Source organism: Bacillus sp. 204(2023) (assembly GCF_037027505.1).
Lineage (GTDB): Bacteria > Bacillota > Bacilli > Bacillales > Bacillaceae > Bacillus > Bacillus subtilis.
The window spans coordinates 84,780-105,143 of the sequence record NZ_JAXCHE010000003.1 but is presented as its reverse complement, the minus strand read 5'-3'; the positions used below and the strand labels follow the sequence as shown (position 1 = coordinate 105,143).

22 protein-coding genes, 1 pseudogene and 1 other annotated feature are annotated in these 20,364 nt (G+C 47.0%); of the genes and pseudogenes, 5 read left to right on the top strand and 18 right to left on the bottom strand.

Annotated features, from left to right (window positions below; genetic code table 11):
* Positions 1 to 108: 108 nt before the first annotated feature.
* Positions 109 to 1,236 carry an asparaginase AnsZ gene (ansZ, locus tag WA279_RS07860; protein WP_336154937.1) on the bottom strand — a complete coding sequence of 376 codons (1,128 nt, stop codon included), beginning with the start codon at positions 1,234 to 1,236 and terminating at the stop codon, positions 109 to 111.
* A 216-nt stretch (positions 1,237 to 1,452) separates the two neighbouring features.
* Here ansZ and lmrA point away from each other — a divergent pair, with 216 nt between their 5' ends.
* Positions 1,453 to 2,019, top strand: a complete 567-nt coding sequence (gene lmrA / locus WA279_RS07855; protein WP_003234771.1) for a transcriptional regulator LmrA — start codon at positions 1,453 to 1,455, stop codon at positions 2,017 to 2,019.
* A 38-nt stretch (positions 2,020 to 2,057) separates the two neighbouring features.
* Complete coding sequence (gene lmr(B) / locus WA279_RS07850) at positions 2,058 to 3,497, top strand: lincomycin efflux MFS transporter Lmr(B) (protein ID WP_032728901.1); 1,440 nt, start codon at positions 2,058 to 2,060, stop codon at positions 3,495 to 3,497.
* Between the two features lie 42 nt (positions 3,498 to 3,539).
* Here the strand turns inward: lmr(B) and WA279_RS07845 are convergent, their stop codons facing one another.
* Complete coding sequence (locus tag WA279_RS07845; RefSeq protein WP_336154934.1) at positions 3,540 to 4,652, bottom strand: aminotransferase class V-fold PLP-dependent enzyme; 1,113 nt, start codon at positions 4,650 to 4,652, stop codon at positions 3,540 to 3,542.
* Between the two features lie 78 nt (positions 4,653 to 4,730).
* On the opposite strand from WA279_RS07845, the gene pcp reads away from it, so the two are divergent.
* Positions 4,731 to 5,378 (top strand): pyroglutamyl-peptidase I, encoded by a 648-nt coding sequence (pcp, locus tag WA279_RS07840; protein WP_336154933.1) that lies wholly within the window; start codon positions 4,731 to 4,733, stop codon positions 5,376 to 5,378.
* Here the strand turns inward: pcp and tatC are convergent.
* From tatC to cwlJ, 6 genes are all read right to left on the bottom strand, one after another.
* Positions 5,375 to 6,103 carry a twin-arginine translocase subunit TatC gene (gene tatC / locus WA279_RS07835; protein WP_336154932.1) on the bottom strand — a complete coding sequence of 243 codons (729 nt, stop codon included), beginning with the start codon at positions 6,101 to 6,103 and terminating at the stop codon, positions 5,375 to 5,377. The two genes, pcp and tatC, sit on opposite strands and share 4 nt — an antisense overlap.
* A gap of 60 nt (positions 6,104 to 6,163) precedes the next feature.
* The gene (gene tatAD / locus WA279_RS07830; RefSeq protein WP_003223835.1) at positions 6,164 to 6,376 is read right to left on the bottom strand and encodes a sec-independent protein translocase protein TatAD; all 213 of its coding nucleotides are present in this window, start codon (positions 6,374 to 6,376) and stop codon (positions 6,164 to 6,166) included.
* Between the two features lie 12 nt (positions 6,377 to 6,388).
* Entirely contained in the window at positions 6,389 to 8,140 is a 1,752-nt protein-coding gene (gene phoD / locus WA279_RS07825; RefSeq protein ID WP_332276393.1) for an alkaline phosphatase PhoD, read from the bottom strand.
* Positions 8,141 to 8,158: 18 nt separating this feature from the next.
* Positions 8,159 to 8,335: a hypothetical protein gene (locus tag WA279_RS07820; RefSeq protein ID WP_003234785.1), complete on the bottom strand. Its 177-nt coding sequence runs from the start codon at positions 8,333 to 8,335 to the stop codon at positions 8,159 to 8,161.
* 79 nt (positions 8,336 to 8,414) lie between these two features.
* A complete protein-coding gene (locus WA279_RS07815; RefSeq protein WP_336154930.1) occupies positions 8,415 to 9,146 on the bottom strand; it encodes a vWA domain-containing protein in 732 nt (243 codons plus the stop codon).
* 105 nt (positions 9,147 to 9,251) lie between these two features.
* Positions 9,252 to 9,680, bottom strand: coding sequence for a cell wall hydrolase CwlJ (gene cwlJ, locus WA279_RS07810; protein WP_015715185.1), 429 nt, complete (start codon positions 9,678 to 9,680; stop codon positions 9,252 to 9,254).
* A 313-nt stretch (positions 9,681 to 9,993) separates the two neighbouring features.
* Between cwlJ and WA279_RS07805 the strand changes: the two genes are divergently transcribed.
* Complete coding sequence (locus tag WA279_RS07805) at positions 9,994 to 10,380, top strand: YndM family protein (protein ID WP_003246313.1); 387 nt, start codon at positions 9,994 to 9,996, stop codon at positions 10,378 to 10,380.
* A pseudogene (locus WA279_RS07800) lies at positions 10,340 to 10,475 on the top strand (hypothetical protein). Before WA279_RS07805 ends, WA279_RS07800 begins: the two are co-directional and overlap by 41 nt.
* On the opposite strand, the gene WA279_RS07795 reads toward WA279_RS07800, so the two are convergent.
* The 10 genes from WA279_RS07795 to gudD all read right to left on the bottom strand — a co-directional run bounded on the left by WA279_RS07795 (position 10,436) and on the right by gudD (position 20,343).
* Positions 10,436 to 11,122, bottom strand: coding sequence for an ABC transporter permease (locus WA279_RS07795; protein ID WP_080121049.1), 687 nt, complete (start codon positions 11,120 to 11,122; stop codon positions 10,436 to 10,438). The pseudogene WA279_RS07800 and the gene WA279_RS07795 overlap by 40 nt on opposite strands.
* An 18-nt stretch (positions 11,123 to 11,140) precedes the next feature.
* Entirely contained in the window at positions 11,141 to 12,064 is a 924-nt protein-coding gene (locus WA279_RS07790) for an ABC transporter ATP-binding protein (protein WP_038827618.1), read from the bottom strand.
* Between the two features lie 91 nt (positions 12,065 to 12,155).
* Entirely contained in the window at positions 12,156 to 13,091 is a 936-nt protein-coding gene (gene ycbM / locus WA279_RS07785) for a two-component system sensor histidine kinase YcbM (protein ID WP_336154925.1), read from the bottom strand.
* Between the two features lies 1 nt (position 13,092).
* Complete coding sequence (gene ycbL / locus WA279_RS07780) at positions 13,093 to 13,773, bottom strand: two-component system response regulator YcbL (protein ID WP_336155215.1); 681 nt, start codon at positions 13,771 to 13,773, stop codon at positions 13,093 to 13,095.
* Between the two features lie 96 nt (positions 13,774 to 13,869).
* On the bottom strand, positions 13,870 to 14,808 hold the full coding sequence (locus WA279_RS07775) for a DMT family transporter (RefSeq protein ID WP_251187311.1): 939 nt from the start codon (positions 14,806 to 14,808) through the stop codon (positions 13,870 to 13,872).
* Positions 14,809 to 14,828: 20 nt separating this feature from the next.
* Positions 14,829 to 14,990 (bottom strand): anti-TRAP regulator, encoded by a 162-nt coding sequence (rtpA, locus tag WA279_RS07770; protein WP_003234807.1) that lies wholly within the window; start codon positions 14,988 to 14,990, stop codon positions 14,829 to 14,831.
* Positions 14,991 to 15,087: 97 nt separating this feature from the next.
* Positions 15,088 to 15,335 (bottom strand) — a binding site (T-box leader).
* Positions 15,336 to 15,391: 56 nt separating this feature from the next.
* Positions 15,392 to 16,312 (bottom strand): macrolide 2'-phosphotransferase MphK, encoded by a 921-nt coding sequence (gene mphK, locus WA279_RS07765; protein ID WP_336154923.1) that lies wholly within the window; start codon positions 16,310 to 16,312, stop codon positions 15,392 to 15,394.
* 268 nt (positions 16,313 to 16,580) lie between these two features.
* On the bottom strand, positions 16,581 to 18,113 hold the full coding sequence (gene garD / locus WA279_RS07760) for a galactarate dehydratase (RefSeq protein WP_336154920.1): 1,533 nt from the start codon (positions 18,111 to 18,113) through the stop codon (positions 16,581 to 16,583).
* Between the two features lie 91 nt (positions 18,114 to 18,204).
* A complete protein-coding gene (locus WA279_RS07755; RefSeq protein ID WP_003234813.1) occupies positions 18,205 to 18,906 on the bottom strand; it encodes a FadR/GntR family transcriptional regulator in 702 nt (233 codons plus the stop codon).
* A gap of 69 nt (positions 18,907 to 18,975) precedes the next feature.
* Positions 18,976 to 20,343, bottom strand: coding sequence for a glucarate dehydratase (gudD, locus tag WA279_RS07750; protein ID WP_003234816.1), 1,368 nt, complete (start codon positions 20,341 to 20,343; stop codon positions 18,976 to 18,978).
* Between the last annotated feature and the right edge of the window lie 21 nt (positions 20,344 to 20,364).

Below are 20,364 nucleotides of genomic sequence, written 5' to 3'. Positions count from 1 at the left end.
TAATTAAGTAAAGGGTAATTTTGGCTTATTTTTAAAGAAATTTTAAGATTCAGAGGTCATTATTGGTCCTAAAAAACCAAAAAAGAAGGCTTATTCGCCTTCTTTTCTTCAATACTCATTGAAATAAGCTTGGATTTTTTGAGGATCATTTGTTTTGGTAAGCGCAAGCATCAGCAACATCCGTGCTTTTTGGGGGTTTAAAGAGTTCGATGCCAGCAGGTCCTTTTCCTCATAGTCTTTGTTTTGCGTCACGACACCATTTCCCGTGCGGGTAGAGCGCACCACTGTGACGCCTTTTTTGACTGCGCTGTCCGCTCCTTTTTCGGCTGCATCAGATAAAGACCCGTTCCCAGAACCGGCAAATACAATCCCCTTTGCTCCGGCTTTTACTGCAGCGTCAAACAGGTAGCTTCCGTCATTTTGGTATCCATAGATAATGTCAACCTGCGGCAGCTCATCAAGATTAGAAACCGAGAAATCCGTGTCCTTCGTATGCTTACGGGTAATCTCATTATTAAAATAGATATCATCTGCAATTGTTCCGACGAAGCCCATTTCTTCTGATTTAAATGTATCTGTTGTGGTTGTGTTTGTTTTGGTGACATATCGTGCTGAGGCAATTCGGTCGTTAAGAACAACAAGCGTCCCTTTCTCTTTTGCCTCAGGGGCACCTGCCACTTTCACTGCATTGTACAGGTTAGAAGGCCCATCAGCGCTGATGGCTGTGGAAGGTCTCATCGAACCGACAATAACAACCGGTTTATCACTTTTCACGGTAAGATTCAAAAAATAAGCGGTCTCCTCCAATGTATCTGTTCCATGAGTCACGACGATTCCGTCTACATCTTCTGAAGCGAGCAAGTGGTTGATGCGTTTCGCCAGCTTCAGCAATATTTTATTATCAATATTTGTGCTGCCGACGTTAACAATCTGCTCGCCGCTGACGTTTGCAATGTCCTTCATTTCTGGAACTGCCTCGATCAGTGATTCAATGCCGACAACACCTGCTTTATATTCAGTTGTTGAGGTTTTCGATTGATCGGCACCAGCTATCGTGCCTCCTGTCGCTAAAATTCTAATATTCGGCAGATCCTTTTTTTCAGAGGCAGAAGCCGAAGAGACTTTTTGTGTCTGCGTTTTTTCTTTCGGGGATTCTTTTGTTTCAGGAGAATGTGAACATCCGGTAAAAACAAACAATAGTGCGGTAAAAAGTACAAGCATTCGTTGTTTTTTCATCTATTTCTCTCCTTACATCCATATGATGATTAATCATTGAATATTTTATCTATTCAGTCAAAAGATCAGTCAGCTTTTCTCTCATTATTTTTTGTTGTCATATCCTTCTTTTTTTGTCTTTTCATACAATGAATTTTTCTTGACAATTGATGATTGAATCAAGATAATAGACCAGTCACTATATTTTTGATTGCAATTCAGTAAGGTGGGAATGTTATGAGTTATGGAGATTCCCGTGAGAAAATCCTTTCGGCAGCTACCCGGCTTTTTCAGCTGCAGGGGTATTACGGCACGGGGCTGAACCAGATTATAAAGGAAAGCGGCGCGCCTAAAGGCTCTCTTTACTACCACTTTCCCGGGGGTAAAGAACAGCTTGCGATCGAAGCCGTAAATGAGATGAAGGAGTATATCCGTCAGAAAATCGCGGACTGTATGGAAGCCTACACCGATCCAGCGGAAGGCATTCAAGCCTTTTTGAAGGAGCTCTCCTGCCAGTTTTCATGTACGGAAGACATTGAAGGCTTGCCTGTGGGCTTGCTAGCGGCTGAGACGTCATTGAAAAGCGAACCGTTGCGCGAAGCCTGTCATGAAGCCTACAAAGAATGGGCCTCTGTGTATGAGGAAAAACTGCGGCAGACTGGCTGCAGCGAGAGCCGTGCAAAAGAAGCCAGCACTGTGGTTAACGCGATGATTGAAGGCGGTATTCTTTTATCTTTGACGGCAAAAAACAGTACGCCGCTCCTTCATATCTCCAGCTGCATTCCTGACCTGCTGAAGAGATAAAAAAACGACATACTACATGCAGTTGATAGAGAGGGGAAATGATTTTGGAAACAACAGCTAAAGCATCTCAGCAATACAAAGTGATGCCGATTATGATTTCCTTGCTGTTGGCCGGTTTTATCGGCATGTTCAGTGAAACAGCGCTGAATATTGCGTTAACCGACCTTATGAAGGAATTGAACATTACAGCGGCAACCGTCCAATGGTTAACGACGGGCTACCTGCTTGTACTCGGTATCCTTGTTCCTGTTTCAGGACTGCTGTTGCAGTGGTTCACAACAAGACAGCTTTTTACCGTGTCACTTATCTTTTCAATTATAGGAACCTTGATCGCGGCACTCGCGCCAAGCTTCCCGTTTTTATTGGCGGCAAGGATCGTTCAGGCACTTGGAACCGGTCTTTTACTGCCCCTAATGTTTAACACAATCTTGGTGATTTTCCCGCCTCATAAACGGGGCGCCGCAATGGGAACGATCGGTCTTGTCATTATGTTCGCGCCCGCCATCGGCCCAACTTTCTCAGGATTGGTTCTGGAGCACCTCAACTGGCACTGGATTTTCTGGATCTCTCTTCCATTCCTTGTGCTGGCGCTTGTGTTCGGTATCGCATATATGCAGAATGTATCTGAAACGACAAAGCCGAAAATCGATGTATTGTCTATCATCCTGTCGACGATTGGCTTCGGCGGCATTGTGTTCGGATTCAGCAACGCGGGTGAAGGCTCCGGGGGATGGTCCAGCCCGACTGTTATCGTGTCGCTGATTGTCGGCGTTGTCGGCCTTATCCTATTTTCAATCCGCCAGCTGACAATGAAGCAGCCGATGATGAACCTCCGTGCGTTCAAATACCCGATGTTTATTTTGGGTGTGATCATGGTGTTCATTTGTATGATGGTCATTCTGTCATCTATGCTGCTTCTGCCGATGTATCTGCAAGGCGGCTTAGTCCTGACTGCATTTGCATCTGGTCTTGTTCTCTTGCCGGGCGGTATTTTAAATGGATTTATGTCCCCTGTTACAGGCCGCTTGTTCGATAAATACGGGCCGAAATGGCTTGTCATTCCGGGATTTGTGATTGTCACAGTTGTACTATGGTTCTTCTCAAATGTAACGACCACTTCAACAGCTGTGCTGATTATCATCCTGCACACCTGCTTGATGATCGGGATTTCTATGATCATGATGCCTGCACAGACAAACGGTTTAAACCAACTGCCGCGCGAATTTTATCCAGACGGCACCGCCATTATGAACACGCTGCAGCAAATGGCCGGCGCTATCGGAACAGCGGTTGCGGTCAGCATTATGGCTGCAGGACAGCATGATTATATGAGTACAGTTAAAAACCCTGCCGATCCGGCAGTCATCCCGCAAGCTTTGACAGCGGGTGTACAGCACGCATTTGTGTTTGCAATGATTGTTGCCATTATCGGTTTGATTGGCGCTTTCTTTATGAAGCGCGTGAAAGTAGATCATTAATATGAAAAGCCCCTGACTGTTGTTCGGGGGCTTTTTTTATGTTTACTTGTGGATCGTTTTCGCCGCGATTTCATCAATCGCGTACCGCATTTCCTCCTTCGTATTATAAAAATGGGGAGCGAGACGGATAACATTTTCCCGCGGCGCACAAATCACTTTTTTCTTCTTCAGCAACGCCGCCGTTTCCGATACCCGCTCATCCCGGATCGCAACCATGCCTGGCTGATCCCCACCTTGTGCCGCCGCCAGCTGCAGGCCTTTTTCAGCGGCATATTGAACTGCATCGGCACAGATCGTTTTCACATGATCCCTGATATGAGAAACCCCAATATGATTCAGCAGCGATAAAGCCGCTGCAGCTGCGTATACGCTGATAAAAGCTGGGGTGCCCGTTTGAAAACGGCGCGCGTCTTTTGCATAAGCCCCATCAAATCCGCTCTCTCTTCCGAACCAAGCTGATGCTTTCGGCTTCAGTGCGTCAGCCAGCTCCTTTCTCACATAAAGAAACGCCACACCCGGTATGCCGAGCAAATACTTTCGGGTGCCTGACGCCAGCATATCTACGCCCCATTCCTTCACATCAATGGGAATATGCCCGGCTGATTGATAAGCATCTACAAACAATAAAGAGCCCTTACTCTGAGAAATCTCGGCAATCGCTTTTATATCCTGAACATAGCCGTCACGATAATGAACGTGAGGAACACACGTCAGTACTGTTTCATCCGAAATATGCGTTTCATATTGTTCAAGCGGCAGCACGCCGTCTATTGATGGAATGACGGATACGGTATAATCGGAGTGTGCCTGCCAAACATGAGGCACCGCCGGAAAATCCATATCTGTATATACAACGTGCTTCTTTCCAAATGCAGTTAAGGACGATGCTACAGAAACCAGCGCATCAGAAACTGACGGCACAATCGCCACTTCATCCGGTTCAGCCCCGATCAGCTTTGCAAACTCGTTTCTCGCAAACTCTGTTTTTTCGATCGCTTCTTTCCAGTTCGTCCCCATATACAGCAGGCTATCATGATAATCCTGGATCGCCCTTGATACAGGCTCTGCCAATGCGCTCTGAGAACAGCTGGCAAGCATCGTATGCGTCTGCAAGGTTGGGAATAAATGACGATACTGCTGCGGCAAATGCTCCATTATGATTCACTCCTTTACATTATTTTGATGAAAAACCCATAAATAAACAATAGAATAAAAGAAAAAGGAGATGGGAGAATGAGAAAAAAAGTGCTGATCACAGGCTTTGACCCTTTTGACAAAGAAACCGTCAATCCATCATGGGAAGCGGCGAAACGGCTTAATGGCTTCGAGACGGAAGAAGCCATTATTACAGCGGAACAAATTCCAACCGTCTTTAGATCCGCTCTGGACACTCTGCGCCAAGCCATTCAAAAACATCAGCCGGATATCGTGATTTGTGTCGGCCAAGCAGGAGGACGGATGCAGATTACACCGGAACGAGTGGCGATCAACCTTGCAGATGCGCGAATCCCCGATAACGAAGGACATCAGCCGATTGATGAAGAGATTTCTCCAGATGGGCCCGCCGCTTACTGGACAGGGCTTCCCGTGAAACGAATGACTGCTAAGATGAAGGAACACGGCATTCCAGCTGCGGTTTCCTACACAGCGGGGACCTTTGTATGCAACTATTTGTTCTACGGGTTAATGGATCACATTAGCCGGACATCCCCGCACATTCGCGGCGGTTTTATTCATATTCCTTACATTCCGGAGCAAACAATCGACAAAACAGCGCCGAGCCTCAGCCTGGACATGATTGTCCGGGCATTGAGAATCGCCGCTGTTACGGCCGCACAATATGATGAGGATGTGAAGTCACCGGGCGGTACGCTGCACTAAGCGGCCGCCGCTGTTTCTTCCCTCAGCCTCTTTTTATAGACAAACGCCGATAGGGTGACACTCACTTCAAACAGGACAAGAAGCGGGATCATCACGAGAAAATCAGAAATAAAATCAGGCGGTGTAATCAATATGGACACGACAATCAGCAGAAAATAGGACAGCTTTCTCGCTTTGGCCAGTCTGTAAGGATTTAAGATGCCCAGCCTTGTTAAAAACATCACCACCAAGGGCATCTCAAACAAGAAGCCGAACGGCAGGCTCAAATTCACCATAAACCTAAAGTAGCGGTCAGCCGTAAACATCGTTTCAAAGTGGCCAGAGGATAAATGAGTCAAAAAGCTGAGCACGATCGGAAACAAGACAAAGTATCCGAAGGAGATGCCCGCCAAAAACAACACAAATAAACCTGGTATGTACATGAGCGTCACCTTGCGCTCCGTTTTCGTCAGCGCGGGTGCAACGAAACGCCACAGCTGGTACGCGGCAACAGGGATAGAAGCCGCAATGGCACAAATGCCGGAAAGCATCATATACACCCAGAGGATTTCACTCGGCCCAAGCACAGCCAGCTTTCTATCCAAATCCCTGATCAGCCAGTCATAAATGTCCTGTACGAACAAAAAAGCCGTGATGAGAAATAGAAAAAATGCCGCAAGGGTGACGATAATCCGGCGGCGAAGCTCTTCTAAATGCCCGATCAGATGGGTTTCTTTTTTATCCATTCAAAAAAGCCCTCCCTTTCATAAAAAAAGAGGCAGACCCGGTGTCTGCCTCATCAGCATTCAGCCCGCGTTTTTGTCCTGCTTTACCGCTGTCAGCTCAGCTGATTTCTCTTCTTTTTCATCACCAGACACAAGTGATTTTGTGGCGCTTTTAAATTCCAGCAGTGTCCGTCCGGCGGCACGCCCGATTTCCGGCAGCTTGGAAGGGCCAAAAATAATGAGGGCGATGACGAAGATCAAAATCAAGCCCGGTATTCCAATGTTTGAAAACATAATTTCCACTCCTTAATTCGTGATTTTTGCCCGCTTCTTAATCATTTGTTTTTCGTGGGCTTTGTTGTGCGCAAAGAAACGATCCTCTTCGACCTCATCGGATTGCTTCACCCCGCCTTGGATTGTTGTGGATGATACCTTTCTCAACCCAGTTTGGTCTTTCTGGTAAACGAATGAAGCCCTCGTGGAAATGGCTGCGCCCGGCTCGGTCACAAACGGCATCACCCGATAATCGGCTTTCCACTGGTGAGGCGTCACTGTACAGCGGACATATCCGCGATAGTCGTTAAAGAACTTGATGTGCGGATTTTCTTTTAAAATTTGGTCCGTATCCGCCCGCTTATCCGCTCCGTTCCCTCCGGAAGTGATCGAGGTTCCGACAAATTCGGCTCCGAATATTTTTGAACTTGTCTTCTCGAAATCGACATGCAAATTCGATGCCCAGCTTGCGTGTACATCACCTGTCAGTACGACAACATTATTCAGATTTTTGCTTTTAATGAAATTGATCACCCGTTCGCGCTGAGCCGGGTAGCCGTCCCACGAATCCATGCTGTAGATCGGACTTGCGCTTGTCCCGAAATTCCACTTGGCAAAGAAAATCTGCTGTGCCAGCACATTCCAGTGGGCAGTCGAGCTGCTCAAATTGTTGAAGAGCCACTGCTCCTGTTCTTTTCCAAGCAGGGTCCGATTCGGATTGCGCGATTCATCAGAAGGCGGCTTATTGCCATCGTTATTGGCTTGGTCGTCCCTGTACTGGCGGGTATCAAGCACATTGAAGGACGCCAGGTTTCCGTACGTAAAGTGCCGGTACAGCTGCATATCTGGGCCATTCGGCAAAGAGGAAATGCGAAGCGGCATATGTTCATAGTATGCCTGGTATGCTGCCGCGCGGCGGAGCACGAATGCTTCAACCGACTGTCCTTTTTCAGGTATTTTATTGGCATAGTTGTTTTCAACTTCATGGTCATCCCAGGTTACAACCCAAGGGAATGCCGCATGTGCAGCTTTAAGATTGGCGTCAGAACGGTATTGAGCGTGACGGTTCCGATAGTCTTGCAGCGTAATGATTTCCGCGCTGTTGTGCGTGCGGACATTGCCTGTTTTTGATACATATTCATTTGGGCCGTATTCATATATGTAATCACCGAGATGGAAGACAAGATCAAGCTTTTCCTTTGCCATATGCTTGTAGGCCGTATAATATCCGTGCTCATATTGCTGGCAGGAAGCAAATGCAAAGGTCATTTGCGGCACATTGGCGCCAGGGGCAGGCAGTGTTTTTGTTTTTCCGACAGGGCTTAGTTCATGGCCGGTTTTGAAACGGTAATAGTACACTTTGTTTGGCTCAAGCCCGTCCGCTTCCACATGAACGGAATGGGCAAGACTCGGTTTAGCCATTTCAGTGCCTTTTCTTACGATTTTGCGGAAATGCTCATCCTTTGCGACCTCCCATTTGACAGGCACCGCTTGCTTCGGCATTCCCCCGCCGTTCAGCGGATCTGGTGCCAGGCGCGTCCAGAGCACGACACTGTCAGAAAGCGGATCACCTGACGCTACCCCTAATGTAAACGGATAGCTTGAGAATTTAGGCGCAGCATTTACTTCAAAAGCCCCAACCGACTGGGCAATCGTTAATCCAAGAGAAAGTCCTGCAATCTTCCCCGCTCCTTGAATAAATTTACGGCGGTCAAACGTATTGTTTTGAAAGCTTTCCTCTTTCAGTTTCTGTACCCATTCATCAAAACGACTGTCGTATGCCATTCAAGATCCCCTCTCTCCTCATTGATCGTCTCCATTATAGGAAATCATTGTTAAACGACTGTGAAGAAGTGTGAACCGATTGTAAGCGCTGAACATCAAAAACAGGTCTTCCCTCACAAGCCTGCCGCTGAAACATGCCGAAAGCTGGCTGAATGACGCGTTTTCTGCATATCCTGTCGTTTGCAAGCCGCCCATTCGGCCTATTTTTCTTCACATGATCTTAAAAAAACAAAAACACCGAGCCATTTCGCAGAATGACTCAGTGCCTTATCAGTTATTTCGAAAACAATCTGCTGAAAAAGCCCTTCTTTTTCGGCTTTTCAGCAGGAGGCTCTTGTTCTCTTACAATCCCTTTTTCCTTCGCTTCTTTCAGCCAAAATGGAAATTCAGCAAGCAGAGCATCATAAAGCTCATCATCAGAAATGCGGTCAATCTCTTCGATATGCAGGAAGTTCGTGTTTTCAATGACACGCCCTTCTAACGTATCCAGTTTATTGAGAAAATCAAAATTTCCGTTTCCGATGCCGACAAACTGCCAGAACACCGGTTTATCAGAAGAAGCTTCAATTATCGGTTTGATTGACTTTTTACAGCCCCCGTCATTGATAAAAACAATGAAAGCAGGATACGAGCTCGGTTCCTCCGCAACATATTTGCGCAGCACGTCCTTCATGACTGGCGGCTCATCATTTCTGCCGAATTTATGCAAGCGGTCATTATTTAAAATTTCACGATCGACATAGCCCGAAAAATCCTTTTCTGAAACTGGCTTTAATCGGGAAAATTCATTATCATACACCCATACATCCAGCAAACCGTTATCATCAAACTGATCAGCCACTGCCAAAATCCGCTCCACCACATTTTGAACCGTCCCGTTTTTGTAGAGCGGTCTCATCGATCCCGTCATATCAAGAACCAGTCCAACACGAGCCGTCACCTTCGTTAACTGCTTTTTCTCCAGTACGATCTTTACACTTTTCTTTTGCAGGTCAATTGTTGCCATTCTGTCATCTCCGTCAGCTCTTTTTTCTTCGATTATCTCACAGGAATATTTTCCATTGCATCTTTTCAAAGAAAAACACCGTTCAACTTGAACGGTGTCCTGTCTCTAAAATGTGTTATATACATTTTCACACGTCTCCGCCGTCGGCTGATAAAAGCAGTGTGACTTAAATCTGGCCACAAACGGCTGGTTATACCACTGGGCTGGACAGTCCCCCTCCGGCCTGAAATACCATAAACTAAATTTTGCAGGCCAGCGCCTTTCACCATTAATCGACCGGCGTGCAAGGGCACGCTCGCTATCCCGCGCTCTTTGATAAAAATATCCATGAGTCACAGCCTCAAACGCGTGTGGCTGATAAATCATCTGCCTGATGGTACGGAGGCCTTTAAAATCTGAGCAATTCGCCCGCAGCCGATTAATTCCAACGTTGCCGACAAGCAGCATCCCCTGCTTGCCTTCACCTTCCGCTTCCGCTCTGAGCAGCCTTGCCATCAAATCGACATCCGCACTCGTTGCTCTCACGACCGCCATCACGTCACCTCCCCTTGATCTCTTTTCATCATATTTCATTACTTCAGAAGTGATGACGGAGGGACAGGAGAAGTTTTTAAATTTATTCATCTAAAAACAGCAAACATAATGGGCTGTTGGGCATCAAAGCAGCGTCCGGTGCAGTACAAGCTTCACATTTCCGCTGTCGAAGCGCCGCAGACTCAATTCCTGGATTCACATCATTGACCCCTCCCCAGCAGATTTACACCCGCCTCCGAAAAGAAATAAGGTTTAACTTTTTACATTTGAGGAATTATACATAACAAATCAAATGACAAAAGGAGGAATTGTAATGACACATGTGAAAGCGCTCGCTATTAAAGGTATTATGACGATTATTGTGTTGTATCTGGTGCTTGGTCTGGGCTTTGGGTTCACGTTTGGTGATACGCTGCTAATGACGATTGTGTTAGGGGTTATTTCTTATTTGCTGGGCGATCTTTATGTATTGCCGAAATGGAATAATATGATTGCAACTTTGGCTGATTTTGGTTTGGCCTTTCTCGTGATCTGGCTGATGGGCATGCCGCTTTCTATGGGGATGACTGGCGGTGAAGTTGCATTGGCGGCTTTATTCGGCGCGATTGTCATGGCAATCGGTGAATATTGCTTCCATTTCTATATGATGAGCAAAGAGATTGGCAAGAAGCATTATCTTGAAACAAGAACAGACTCATAATGGAAAGGCCGGTGCTGACAGCATCGGCCTTTTATACCATATTGGGCGCCTTTGTTTACGCATCCTGCTTGTCCGCATTCCTGATCGCCATGTAGGAAAAGAACAATCCGAATGCCGCTAACGATAACGGGATATACACAACAGATGAAATCGAGAAGCCCGGACTTGTTGAGCTGATGAGCATCACAATTACTACAGATGAAATGATGGTCGCCGGAACCGAGTGTCTACGCATCCCAAAAAAGATGGGAACTAAACTGGTTCCAGCGGCGCCAAAAGCGAAAACCGCCATTTTGACCGCCTGTTGAGAAATGATCTCGGAAGTAAGCTCTCCCGGTATGAAATGGTAGATCGAGTTCAGCCAAAAGAAACCGGCGGCTATGAGTATATTTGAAAGTAAAATCGTGATAAACGTCAGTCCGCCCGCGATCATGAGCTTAGCGGTGAGCAGCTTTTTACGGCTGATCGGGTACGTGAACATCACAAGAATGGTTTTGTTTTTATATTCCGAAATCACCAATTTTACGATCAGCACAGCGCCAAATACGATAAATACCGCTCTGACAAAGGTACCGATGATGAGGAATGCTTCATCCGTACTTTGGAACGAAACCCCGCCATCGGCTTTTTCGGAATAACTGATCAGCCACATAAAACCCATAATGATCACGTTGGCAATAAGGGCACCTCTGATATACCAGCCCATTTTCATTTTTCTTAATTCGATTCTGATCAAATTCATCAACGTGTCTCTCCTCCTTTACGCACTGATGCTATTGCCGTTGATCAATTTGATAAAATAATCCTCCAGCGACGTATACTTTTTGTTCATTGATTCAATGTCTACATCATTTAAAATCAATGCTTTGGATATGGCAGCCTGAGAGGCTTCAGCCTCGTAAATTCGAATCGTTTTCTCATTTAATATTTTAAAGTTAGTTAATTGCAGCTCTTTCTCCAGCACAAAGCAGGCCCTTGTCTGATTCGATGTAACAAGCTCGATGTATTCAGTGTTCTGGCCTCTGACATCTTCCATTGACACCTCTTCAAGCAGCCTGCCGTCCCGAATGACGCCGATCGTATCCGCAATTTGTTCGATTTCACTCAGCAAGTGGCTTGAGATCAGCAGCGTCATACCGTACTCTTTGCTCAGCACTTGAAACAATTGCCTGATCTTTTTAATGCCGAGAGGGTCAAGCCCATTCACCGGCTCATCCAGAATAAGCAGATCCGGCTTTGTAAGGATGGCACGCGCAATTCCAAGGCGCTGCTTCATCCCGAGGGAAAAGGTTTTGACGGGTTTTTTGTCGATTTGTTTTAAATTCACCATATCCAGCACTTCTTGTATGGCTTTTTTATTGTGGTATCCCATATATTCACAATGCAGATCTAAATTTTCTTCAGCTGTCAGGTTTTCATAAAAAATCGGATATTCAATCATGCTGCCGATGTTCCCCAGCACCTCATATGACGTGTGGGTGAACTTGTTCCCAAGGATGATGATTTCACCGCTTGTCGGTTTGACAAGGCTCGTCAGCATTTTCATGATGGTTGTTTTCCCCGCGCCGTTCGGGCCGAGAAAGCCATAGATTTCACCTTTTTTAATATGCATGCTGACATTGGATACGACCTCTATGCCCTGATACGTTTTGGTCAGCCCGTTTGTTTGTACGATATAAGTCAACTTTGTTTCTCCTTCCCTCTCTTTTCCTGTTTTCTATTGTAGCGGCGAGCCCTGTCATTTTTATTTCTCAAACCTTAAGAAATTCTTACGATTAATATGTCATGCGTTTCAATGTGATCGTAAATGCAGTCCGTTCGTACGGCTTGCTTTGGACGGATATGGTGCCTCCCATTTTTTCTGTAAGCCGTTTTGTGATGGTTAAACCCAGTCCGCTTCCTTGAAATGCTTTATTTCTGGATTCTTCAAGTGTGTACAGCCTCTCAAACACGCGCTGCTGATCAGTTTCACTAATCCCTTTTCCGCGATCCCATACGGTGATGGCGATGTTCCTCTCATCATAAGACAGCGTCAGCCCGATTAACTTGCCGGCCGCGCCATATTGAATCGCATTGGACAATAGGTTTTGCAGAATTCTGTCCAGAGCCTCTTCATTCGCCTGCGCATACACCGGCGTATCCGGGATATCGATGGCTGCTTGAAAGCCTTTTGACTGAACAGCGTCATAATAGTGCAGGATATTTCGTTTGCATATGTCGTTCATATGTACTTTGGTGATCGGGATCTCTTTATCTTCAGATTCTAATTTCGCTAAATCAAAAAAGGAGTTGATCATCTGAATGAGTTCATTCGTTTTCTGGCGGAGCTTCTCCAGCAATCTTTCCCGCTCTTCGTCCGGCATGTTCGGGTCACTTTGAATGGCTTCGACATAACCGAGAATGACCGTTAACGGCGTTTTCAGGTCGTGCGACATATTGGTCAGCATCCGCTTCATGGATTGCTCTGTTTTGGCAAATTGGGCGCTGATCTGCTGACGATTCTCAACGATAAGATTGATGTTAACAAGCAATTCTTTGAGCGCATGATCGTCTGTAGGAAGCAAAATTTGTCCTGCCGAATCCCGGCTGAGCATGTAGCTAAGCTGTTCTGCCGTGTAAGCCAGATTCCCGTCCCGCTTCTTTTTCATTATGAATTGAACCACATTCAGACACGCCAGAGCGATGACAGCGGCCACCCATAGCACTGTCATTCTAAAACTCTCCTAATTTATAACCGATGCCCCATAGCGTTTTAATATATTGAGGGGAGGAGGGGTCATCCTCAATCTTTTCTCTGAGCCGCCGCATATGTACGTTAATGATGTTCTGATCATCAAAGTACTCTTCATTCCAGACGGAACGGTAGATTTGTTCTTTCGTAAACACTTTTTTAGGATTTGATGCAAATAAGCACAGCAGCTGCCATTCTGTTGACGTCAGCTGGAGCGGTTGTCCGTTTTTCAAAACGGAAACATTGTCTACGTCTATCGCAAGCTGGTGAATCCGGATCACCTTATTCACAGCCGGCTCCTCTGCCGAATATTGCGTCGCCCGCCGTATCGCGGCTTTTACTCTGGCTGTCAGCTCAATCATCGAAAACGGTTTGGCGATATAATCATCCGCCCCAAAGCCCAGTCCCAATGCCTTGTCCACATCTCCGTCTTTTGCCGAAATCATTAAGACCGGTATATTGCTTTTTTCCCGGATGATTTTCAGAAAATCCATGCCGTTCAGCTTCGGGAGCATGATATCAAGGAGGACCAAATCGTATGAACCCTGCTGAAACAGCCGGATGCCCTCTTCTCCGTCGAAAGCATGCACAATTCCAAAGCCTTCTTTTGTTAAATAATGATCCACCAGTTCACTGATTGAGTGGTCGTCTTCTACAAGCAATATGCGCTGCATCTTCTCACCTAACCTTTACAAAATCAAAAAACACACACGTAATTACACTTATTGTAATTGAAAAACGTGTGTGTTTTATAAAAATTATTCTTTTTTTCCTGTTTTCAGCTTCCTGTATTCTATGCCCGTAATGACAAAGAATACGGCAGCGCATCCAATGACTTGAATAAGCCCGAGCCGTTCACCGAGAAATAAAGCTCCATAGAAAATCGTCAGGATAGGCCCTGCCATTGAAATGGCGGCGGCTCGCTGTGCCCCGATTCGTTTTATGCCCTCAAGCATTAGCACAAATGGAATCACTGTGGTAACGACTGCAATTACCGCGAACAAACCATACATAGAAAGCGGATATGCTGCCATTGGCGTATTCATGCCAGCCGCCGATTTTATCCCTGTGTAAAGCATCATGGCAGCTCCAGCAGCTGTCATCCCGTATGCATTGAGACGGATACCCCCGATTTGATGGACGAGATGCCCGGAAAGGACAAGATAACCAGCATAGACGGCCGAAGATAACAAAATGAATACAGCTCCAATCATATTCGCCTGGAAAAGCTCAGCATTCCAGCCGCCCAGCGCCAAGAAAAGCCCAAACATGACCGCCAGAACTGCGAAAAAGTCCTGAATTGAGGACATTTTCCGGTCACGACACGCGGTGAATCCAAACACAAACAACGGATAGCTCATCAGCAATATACGTTCAACCATTGCGGATACATGGTTCAGCCCGATAAAATCAAGCAAGGGAGACAGAAAAAAACAAAACACTCCCGCGCCACAAGCCTTCCATAGGTCTCCTTTTTTCTTACCGTCTGGCATTGGAGGTCGGTATATTAAAAAAATCAGCCAAAACAGCGGAACAGCCAGCAGCTGCCTGTATAGCAGCACGGCATCTGGCTCAGCACCCATTTGGTATGCCCATTTTATCCAAATCGATTTAGACGCAAAACAAACTGTTCCGATCAGCAAAAAAATCGTACCTGCTGCGGCCTCACGAATCTTACTCTGCTCTTCTGCTCTCATCTCAGCTCAGCTTTTCTCCTTTACTTATTCAAATGCTTTTGGATAAAATCCAGAAGCGTATATCCTTGAGCAGTCAGAATAACACCTTTTCCGCTGCAGGCCGGGCAAGGTGTTCCTTCGATTTCTCCCGCTCTTTCACATTTAGGACATGCGACCTCAAGATCATCAGTTGCAATGACCATTTGATATCCTCCTTTCTAACTCATCTGCTATGCCACCACCAGCCATCGTCCATTGGCCGTCACCTCCTTTAAGAAACACAAAAAACCCCCGTCCTATGCAAAGGACGAGGGTCTCGCGGTACCACCTTTATTAACAGCTATACAGCCATTCACTCTAAGTACAGAAAACCTATGTTTCGATACTCCTCTCTTGGTAACGGGGAGAGAAACCCGGCATCGCCTACTATCCGTTCAGCAAAGCAATTCAGAAGCCCATTCGGCATCAGGGGAGGATCGGTTCACACCTGCCACCGACTCTCTGAACCTCCATTCTGACACGTACTTGCTCTTCCTCACGATTGTTGATCCGTTCTATTATTTGTAGAGTTTATAATACTCGGTTCATGAAACGAAGTCAATTCTTAATCCGATGTTACACCGAGTGCTTCTAGCGCCATATTGACGTGCTCCTCCTGCTGTGTTTGCAGAGCGAATTTAGCTATTTCCAACGGGTATGCCGCTTGCATCTCTGAGATGTGTTCCTGCATTTTTGCCCATTTCCGGCCGCCTGCTTGATCATAGTATTCAAGCAAACGGGCAGTTTCTTTTTCTCCGAAAATGGTTTGATAAAGAACAAAATCCTTAGCTGGGTCAGCAACCTTCGCTTCTGTCCAATCCAGAATTCCTGTGACACGTCCATTTTGATCGATAAGGATATGCGGCGGGTGGAGATCGCCGTGTATCAAAGAAGAGAAACCCGGCCAGTATGCATCATCATCTATCCACTTTTGCCATCTTTCCCAAAGCGTCGTAGATACGCCAAGCTTATTCTTCACATCAACCATAGAGTCTGCTGTCATTTGCCTGAAATCTTCTGGCCTTATCACTTCTATTCCGGATTGCCCAGCAGATATTTGATCCGTGCCATGTAATTCAGCCAGTATGTCGGCAAGTGTGCGGACAAAGTCGTCTGACGGCGGCTGATGATCCATATTCCATACATATTGCTTTTGTTCCAAGTCAATTCCAGCAGCCGGCGTTCCTTTTAACATGGGGTAAGCGATCAATTCCGGTGTATGAATTCTCCAATCCGGCACATCAGCAGTCAGATTCGCGCGGAGAAAGGCAAGCGTTATGCCTTCTGCAGATGCTCTTTCCACAACATCACTTCGCCGCGGTTTTCGCAGCACCCATGGCATACCTGTGTCGTCCTTGGCAAATACAACTTGAAAGTCCATTCCGGTTTCATTCAATTGCGCGTTCTCAGAATGAACCGTCAAACCTTGGCTGCGTGCAAGCCCGACAATCTCAGTGATAAGCTGTTTTTCGTTAAGGTTTGTCATCCCATTTCCCCCTTATCATGCTCCGGCCTGCAGTAGAGAGAAGGGATGCTAGAAGGCACAAAAAAAGGGCAGGCACGCCACCCTCTTTTTTGATAACCATATAAGGGCTCATACATAGGCGGATTCATCCCGATTCTCTCGCATTCAGGCGAGAGTTGTTCACTATTGAATTCTTGTCACTCGGAATCTAATGAATGCCATGCTGTAACCCCTCCGTTCTTTGTACGTAAATTATCATATTCCAATTTCGATCTTCTAGAACAATGAATCAAGTCACTGGAGCAGGATTAAACAAGCACAAATCATTATGAAGACCCCAACGGTCTGCCCACGTTTGTTTGCGGCCGCTTGCCACATCCAAAATCGTCCTGAAGATCTCCCAGCCTACGTCTTCGATACTGGCCTCTCCTGTCGCGATTCGGCCGGCATTGATATCGATTAAATCCGCCCAATGCTCTGATAAGGAATGCCGTGTAGATACTTTCAGCACCGGTGCAGCAGCAAGGCCGTATGGTGTTCCCCTTCCTGTCGTAAACACCTGCAGATTCATGCCCGCAGCCAGCTGCAGGGTACCGCACACAAAATCGCTTGCCGGTGTCGCCGCGAACAGCAGGCCTTTTTGCTCTGCTCTTTCACCAGGGCCGAGCACGCCGGAGATGGGGCTTGTGCCTGATTTCGCTACCGAGCCTAACGCTTTTTCCACCACATTGGATAATCCGCCTTTTTTATTGCCTGGTGACGGGTTTGCGCTTCGGTCTGCGTCTCCCCGCCGGAGATAGCTGTCATACCACTTCATCTCTTCGATCAGCGATTGTCCGACCTCTTCACTGACAGCCCGCGGCGTTAATAAATGAATGGCATCCCGCACCTCTGTCACTTCAGAAAACAAAACCGTTGCACCTGCGCGAACCAATAAATCAGCCGCATACCCCACGGCAGGGTTCGCCGTCACGCCGGAAAACGCATCACTGCCGCCGCATTGCAGGCCGATAACCAGATCCGAAACAGGGCATGACACCCGGGTTCTTCTGTTCAGCCTGATTAACCGTTCCTCCGCCATTTCCAAAATGGATTGGATCATCGCCGCAAAACCTCGGTGATCCTGGAGCGATAGAATGTCATCATCATTTTCGGAGGCAATTCTTTCCGGGAGGAGCTTTTCACATCCCAAACCGATTACCATTACTTCTCCGCCGAAGTTCGGATGCTTCGCGAGATTTTGAATGGTGCGGATCGGAATAACAGCGTCGGGCGCATTGATCGCCACGCCGCATCCGTATTGATGATGCAGCGGCACAACGTCATCGACATTTGGGTATTTCGGCAGCAGCTCTTCTTTTATTCGTTTGACTGCATAATCCAAAACGCCAACAACACATTGAACACTTGTCGTGATGCCGAGAATATTTTTTGTCCCCGCACTGCCGTCCGCATTTCGGTATCCTTCAAACGTATAGCCTTCAAGAGGGGGCAGCGGCTTCGGCACTCTGTTTGCGAGAGGAAGATCGCCTAACGCCGGGGGATCGGGCATTCTCACAAGGGATTCCCGTATCCAGCTTCCGCGCTTGATCGTCTCATCAGCAAATCCAATTACCTCTCCGTAACGCACGATCTCGTCCCCTTGATTGAGATCGGTGAGGGCCACCTTATGGCCTTGAGGAACATCCTCTTCAAGTACGAGCCCGCATGAGAAAACAGTGCCCTTTGGCAGTCCTCCATCATTTACAATAATCGCGGTGTTATCTATTTCATGCACTTTGATGTAAAGGGGCGCTTGGTTCTTCCTGAGGTTCATCGCCATATGAAAATCACTCCTCATATCTTAGTAAGCGTTTTCTAAATTGGTTTTAAAAAAACCGCAGCTCTTACGTTTCAACTGCGGTTGCTCACCATTATTTTTCATCCATTCCTTTTAAAATTTTGTCACGGACAAATTTCAGATGTTCATACATGTGGTAATGTGCTTTGTACGGATCTCTTTTGGCAAGGGCGTCGTAGATTTTTTTGTGATATTCGACAGTTACATCTCTCTCCCTGTACGGAATTTGGCTGTCAATTTTCGCATGGGTAATCAGCAGGGACTGAATCATCCCTTCAACGACGGGGTTATTAGCGCTTAACGCAATAATTCGATGGAACTCTTTATCCGCTTCACCATAAAGATTGTCAGTGCTGTTGGCAATATCGTCGATCGTCTTCTGCAAACGCTGAAGCTCTTCCTCATTGATTTTTTCCGCGGCAATTGTCACGAGTCCGAGTTCTAGCGCCATCCGCGCTTCAATGATAGCCGGAAGATTATCAGTGGCCAAGGCAAGCATGACGGAAAACGGCTGCATGCCGATTTTATCGTTGAAATATGTGCCCCCTCGTGTTTTTCTCGTAATGACGCCCAGCGTTTCAAGTGAACTGAGTGCCTCCCGAAGCACCGGCCTGCTGACATGCAAAATGTCCATCAGTTCCATTTCTGTCGGCAATTTGTCTCCGGCCCTCAACTGTCCGCTCGATAATAAATGGACAATCCGTTCGATGACCTGCTTGGCTAATGTTTTCCGATTGACTGTATCGACTTTCAAATCCTCTAAACCTTCGTACACGAACAACTCTCCCTTCAGTTGTTCAATTGTAAGACAAAATAGTGGATATGACAATATTTACAATCAAACTTATCGCACAAGACATGGACGCTTCCGGTCAAATTCCCAGTTGCTGATCAGGAACTGCATTGGGATCGCGTCATTCCGTGCGCCTAAATTCATTTTCCGATAGATCTCATGCGCTTTTTCCACTTGTTCCATATCAATATCGACGCCTAGTCCAGGCTTATCCGGCACCTTGACACAGCCAGAAGAAATCTCAAAAGGCTGTTTCGTTAATCGCTGCCCGTCCTGCCAGATCCAATGGGTATCAATCGCCGTGATCCGCCCCGGAGCCGCGGCTGCCACATGGGTAAACATCGCAAGGGAAATATCAAAGTGGTTGTTGGAATGCGAGCCCCATGTCAAACCCCAATCATGGCACATTTGCGCAACCCGCACCGACCCTTGCATCGTCCAAAAATGCGGATCAGCCAGCGGTATATCGACCGCATGGAGCTGAATCGCGTGACCCATTTCCCGCCAGTCAGTCGCAATCATATTTGTCGCAGTCGGAAGCCCTGTCGCGCGGCGGAATTCAGCCATTACTTCACGAGCGGAGTAGCCATTCTCATCCCCGCACGGATCTTCCGCATATGCGAGCACATCTTGCTTTCCTTTGCATAATGCAATAGCTTCCTCTAATGACCATGCCCCGTTCGGATCAAGAGTGATCCTTGCCTCTGGAAAACGTTTCGATAATGCGGTAACAGCTTCGATTTCCTCTTCTCCCCGCAGCACCCCGCCTTTCAGCTTGAAATCCTGAAAGCCATAGCGCTCCTGTGCGGATTCGGCAAGACGCACAATGGCCTCCGGCGTCAGCGCTTCCTCATGGCGCAGACGGAACCAGGCACAATCTGACTGCTCATCGCTTTGATACGGCAAGGTCGTCCGATTTCGGTCGCCGATGTAAAAGAGGTAACCGAGCATTTTTACTTCATCACGCTGCTTCCCTTCGCCCAGCAAAGCCGCGACCGGTTCCTGAAGAAACTTTCCAAGCAAATCTAACAAAGCCGCTTCCAGTGCGGTGACGGCGTGCACAGTGGTGCGCAAATCAAACGTCTGGTTTCCTCGCCCTCCCCTGTCCTGATCGCCAAACTGCTTTCTGACCGTTTGCAATATCGCCTGGTACGCACCGATAGATTTTCCGACAACAAGCGGCTCTGACAGCTCCAGTGTGCGGCGAATATGCTCTCCGCCAGGCACCTCGCCGACTCCCTGATTTCCGCTGCTGTCTGTTAAGATTACGATATTCCGGGTAAAAAACGGGCTGTGTGCTCCACTTAGATTCAGCAGCATGCTGTCATGTCCCGCAACAGGAATCACCTTCATTTCAGAAATTGAGGGAATATTCGATCTTTTTTCTTTTTGAACCTGCTCTTGTATCGGTGAACTCATGCATTTTCCTCCCTTTATAAA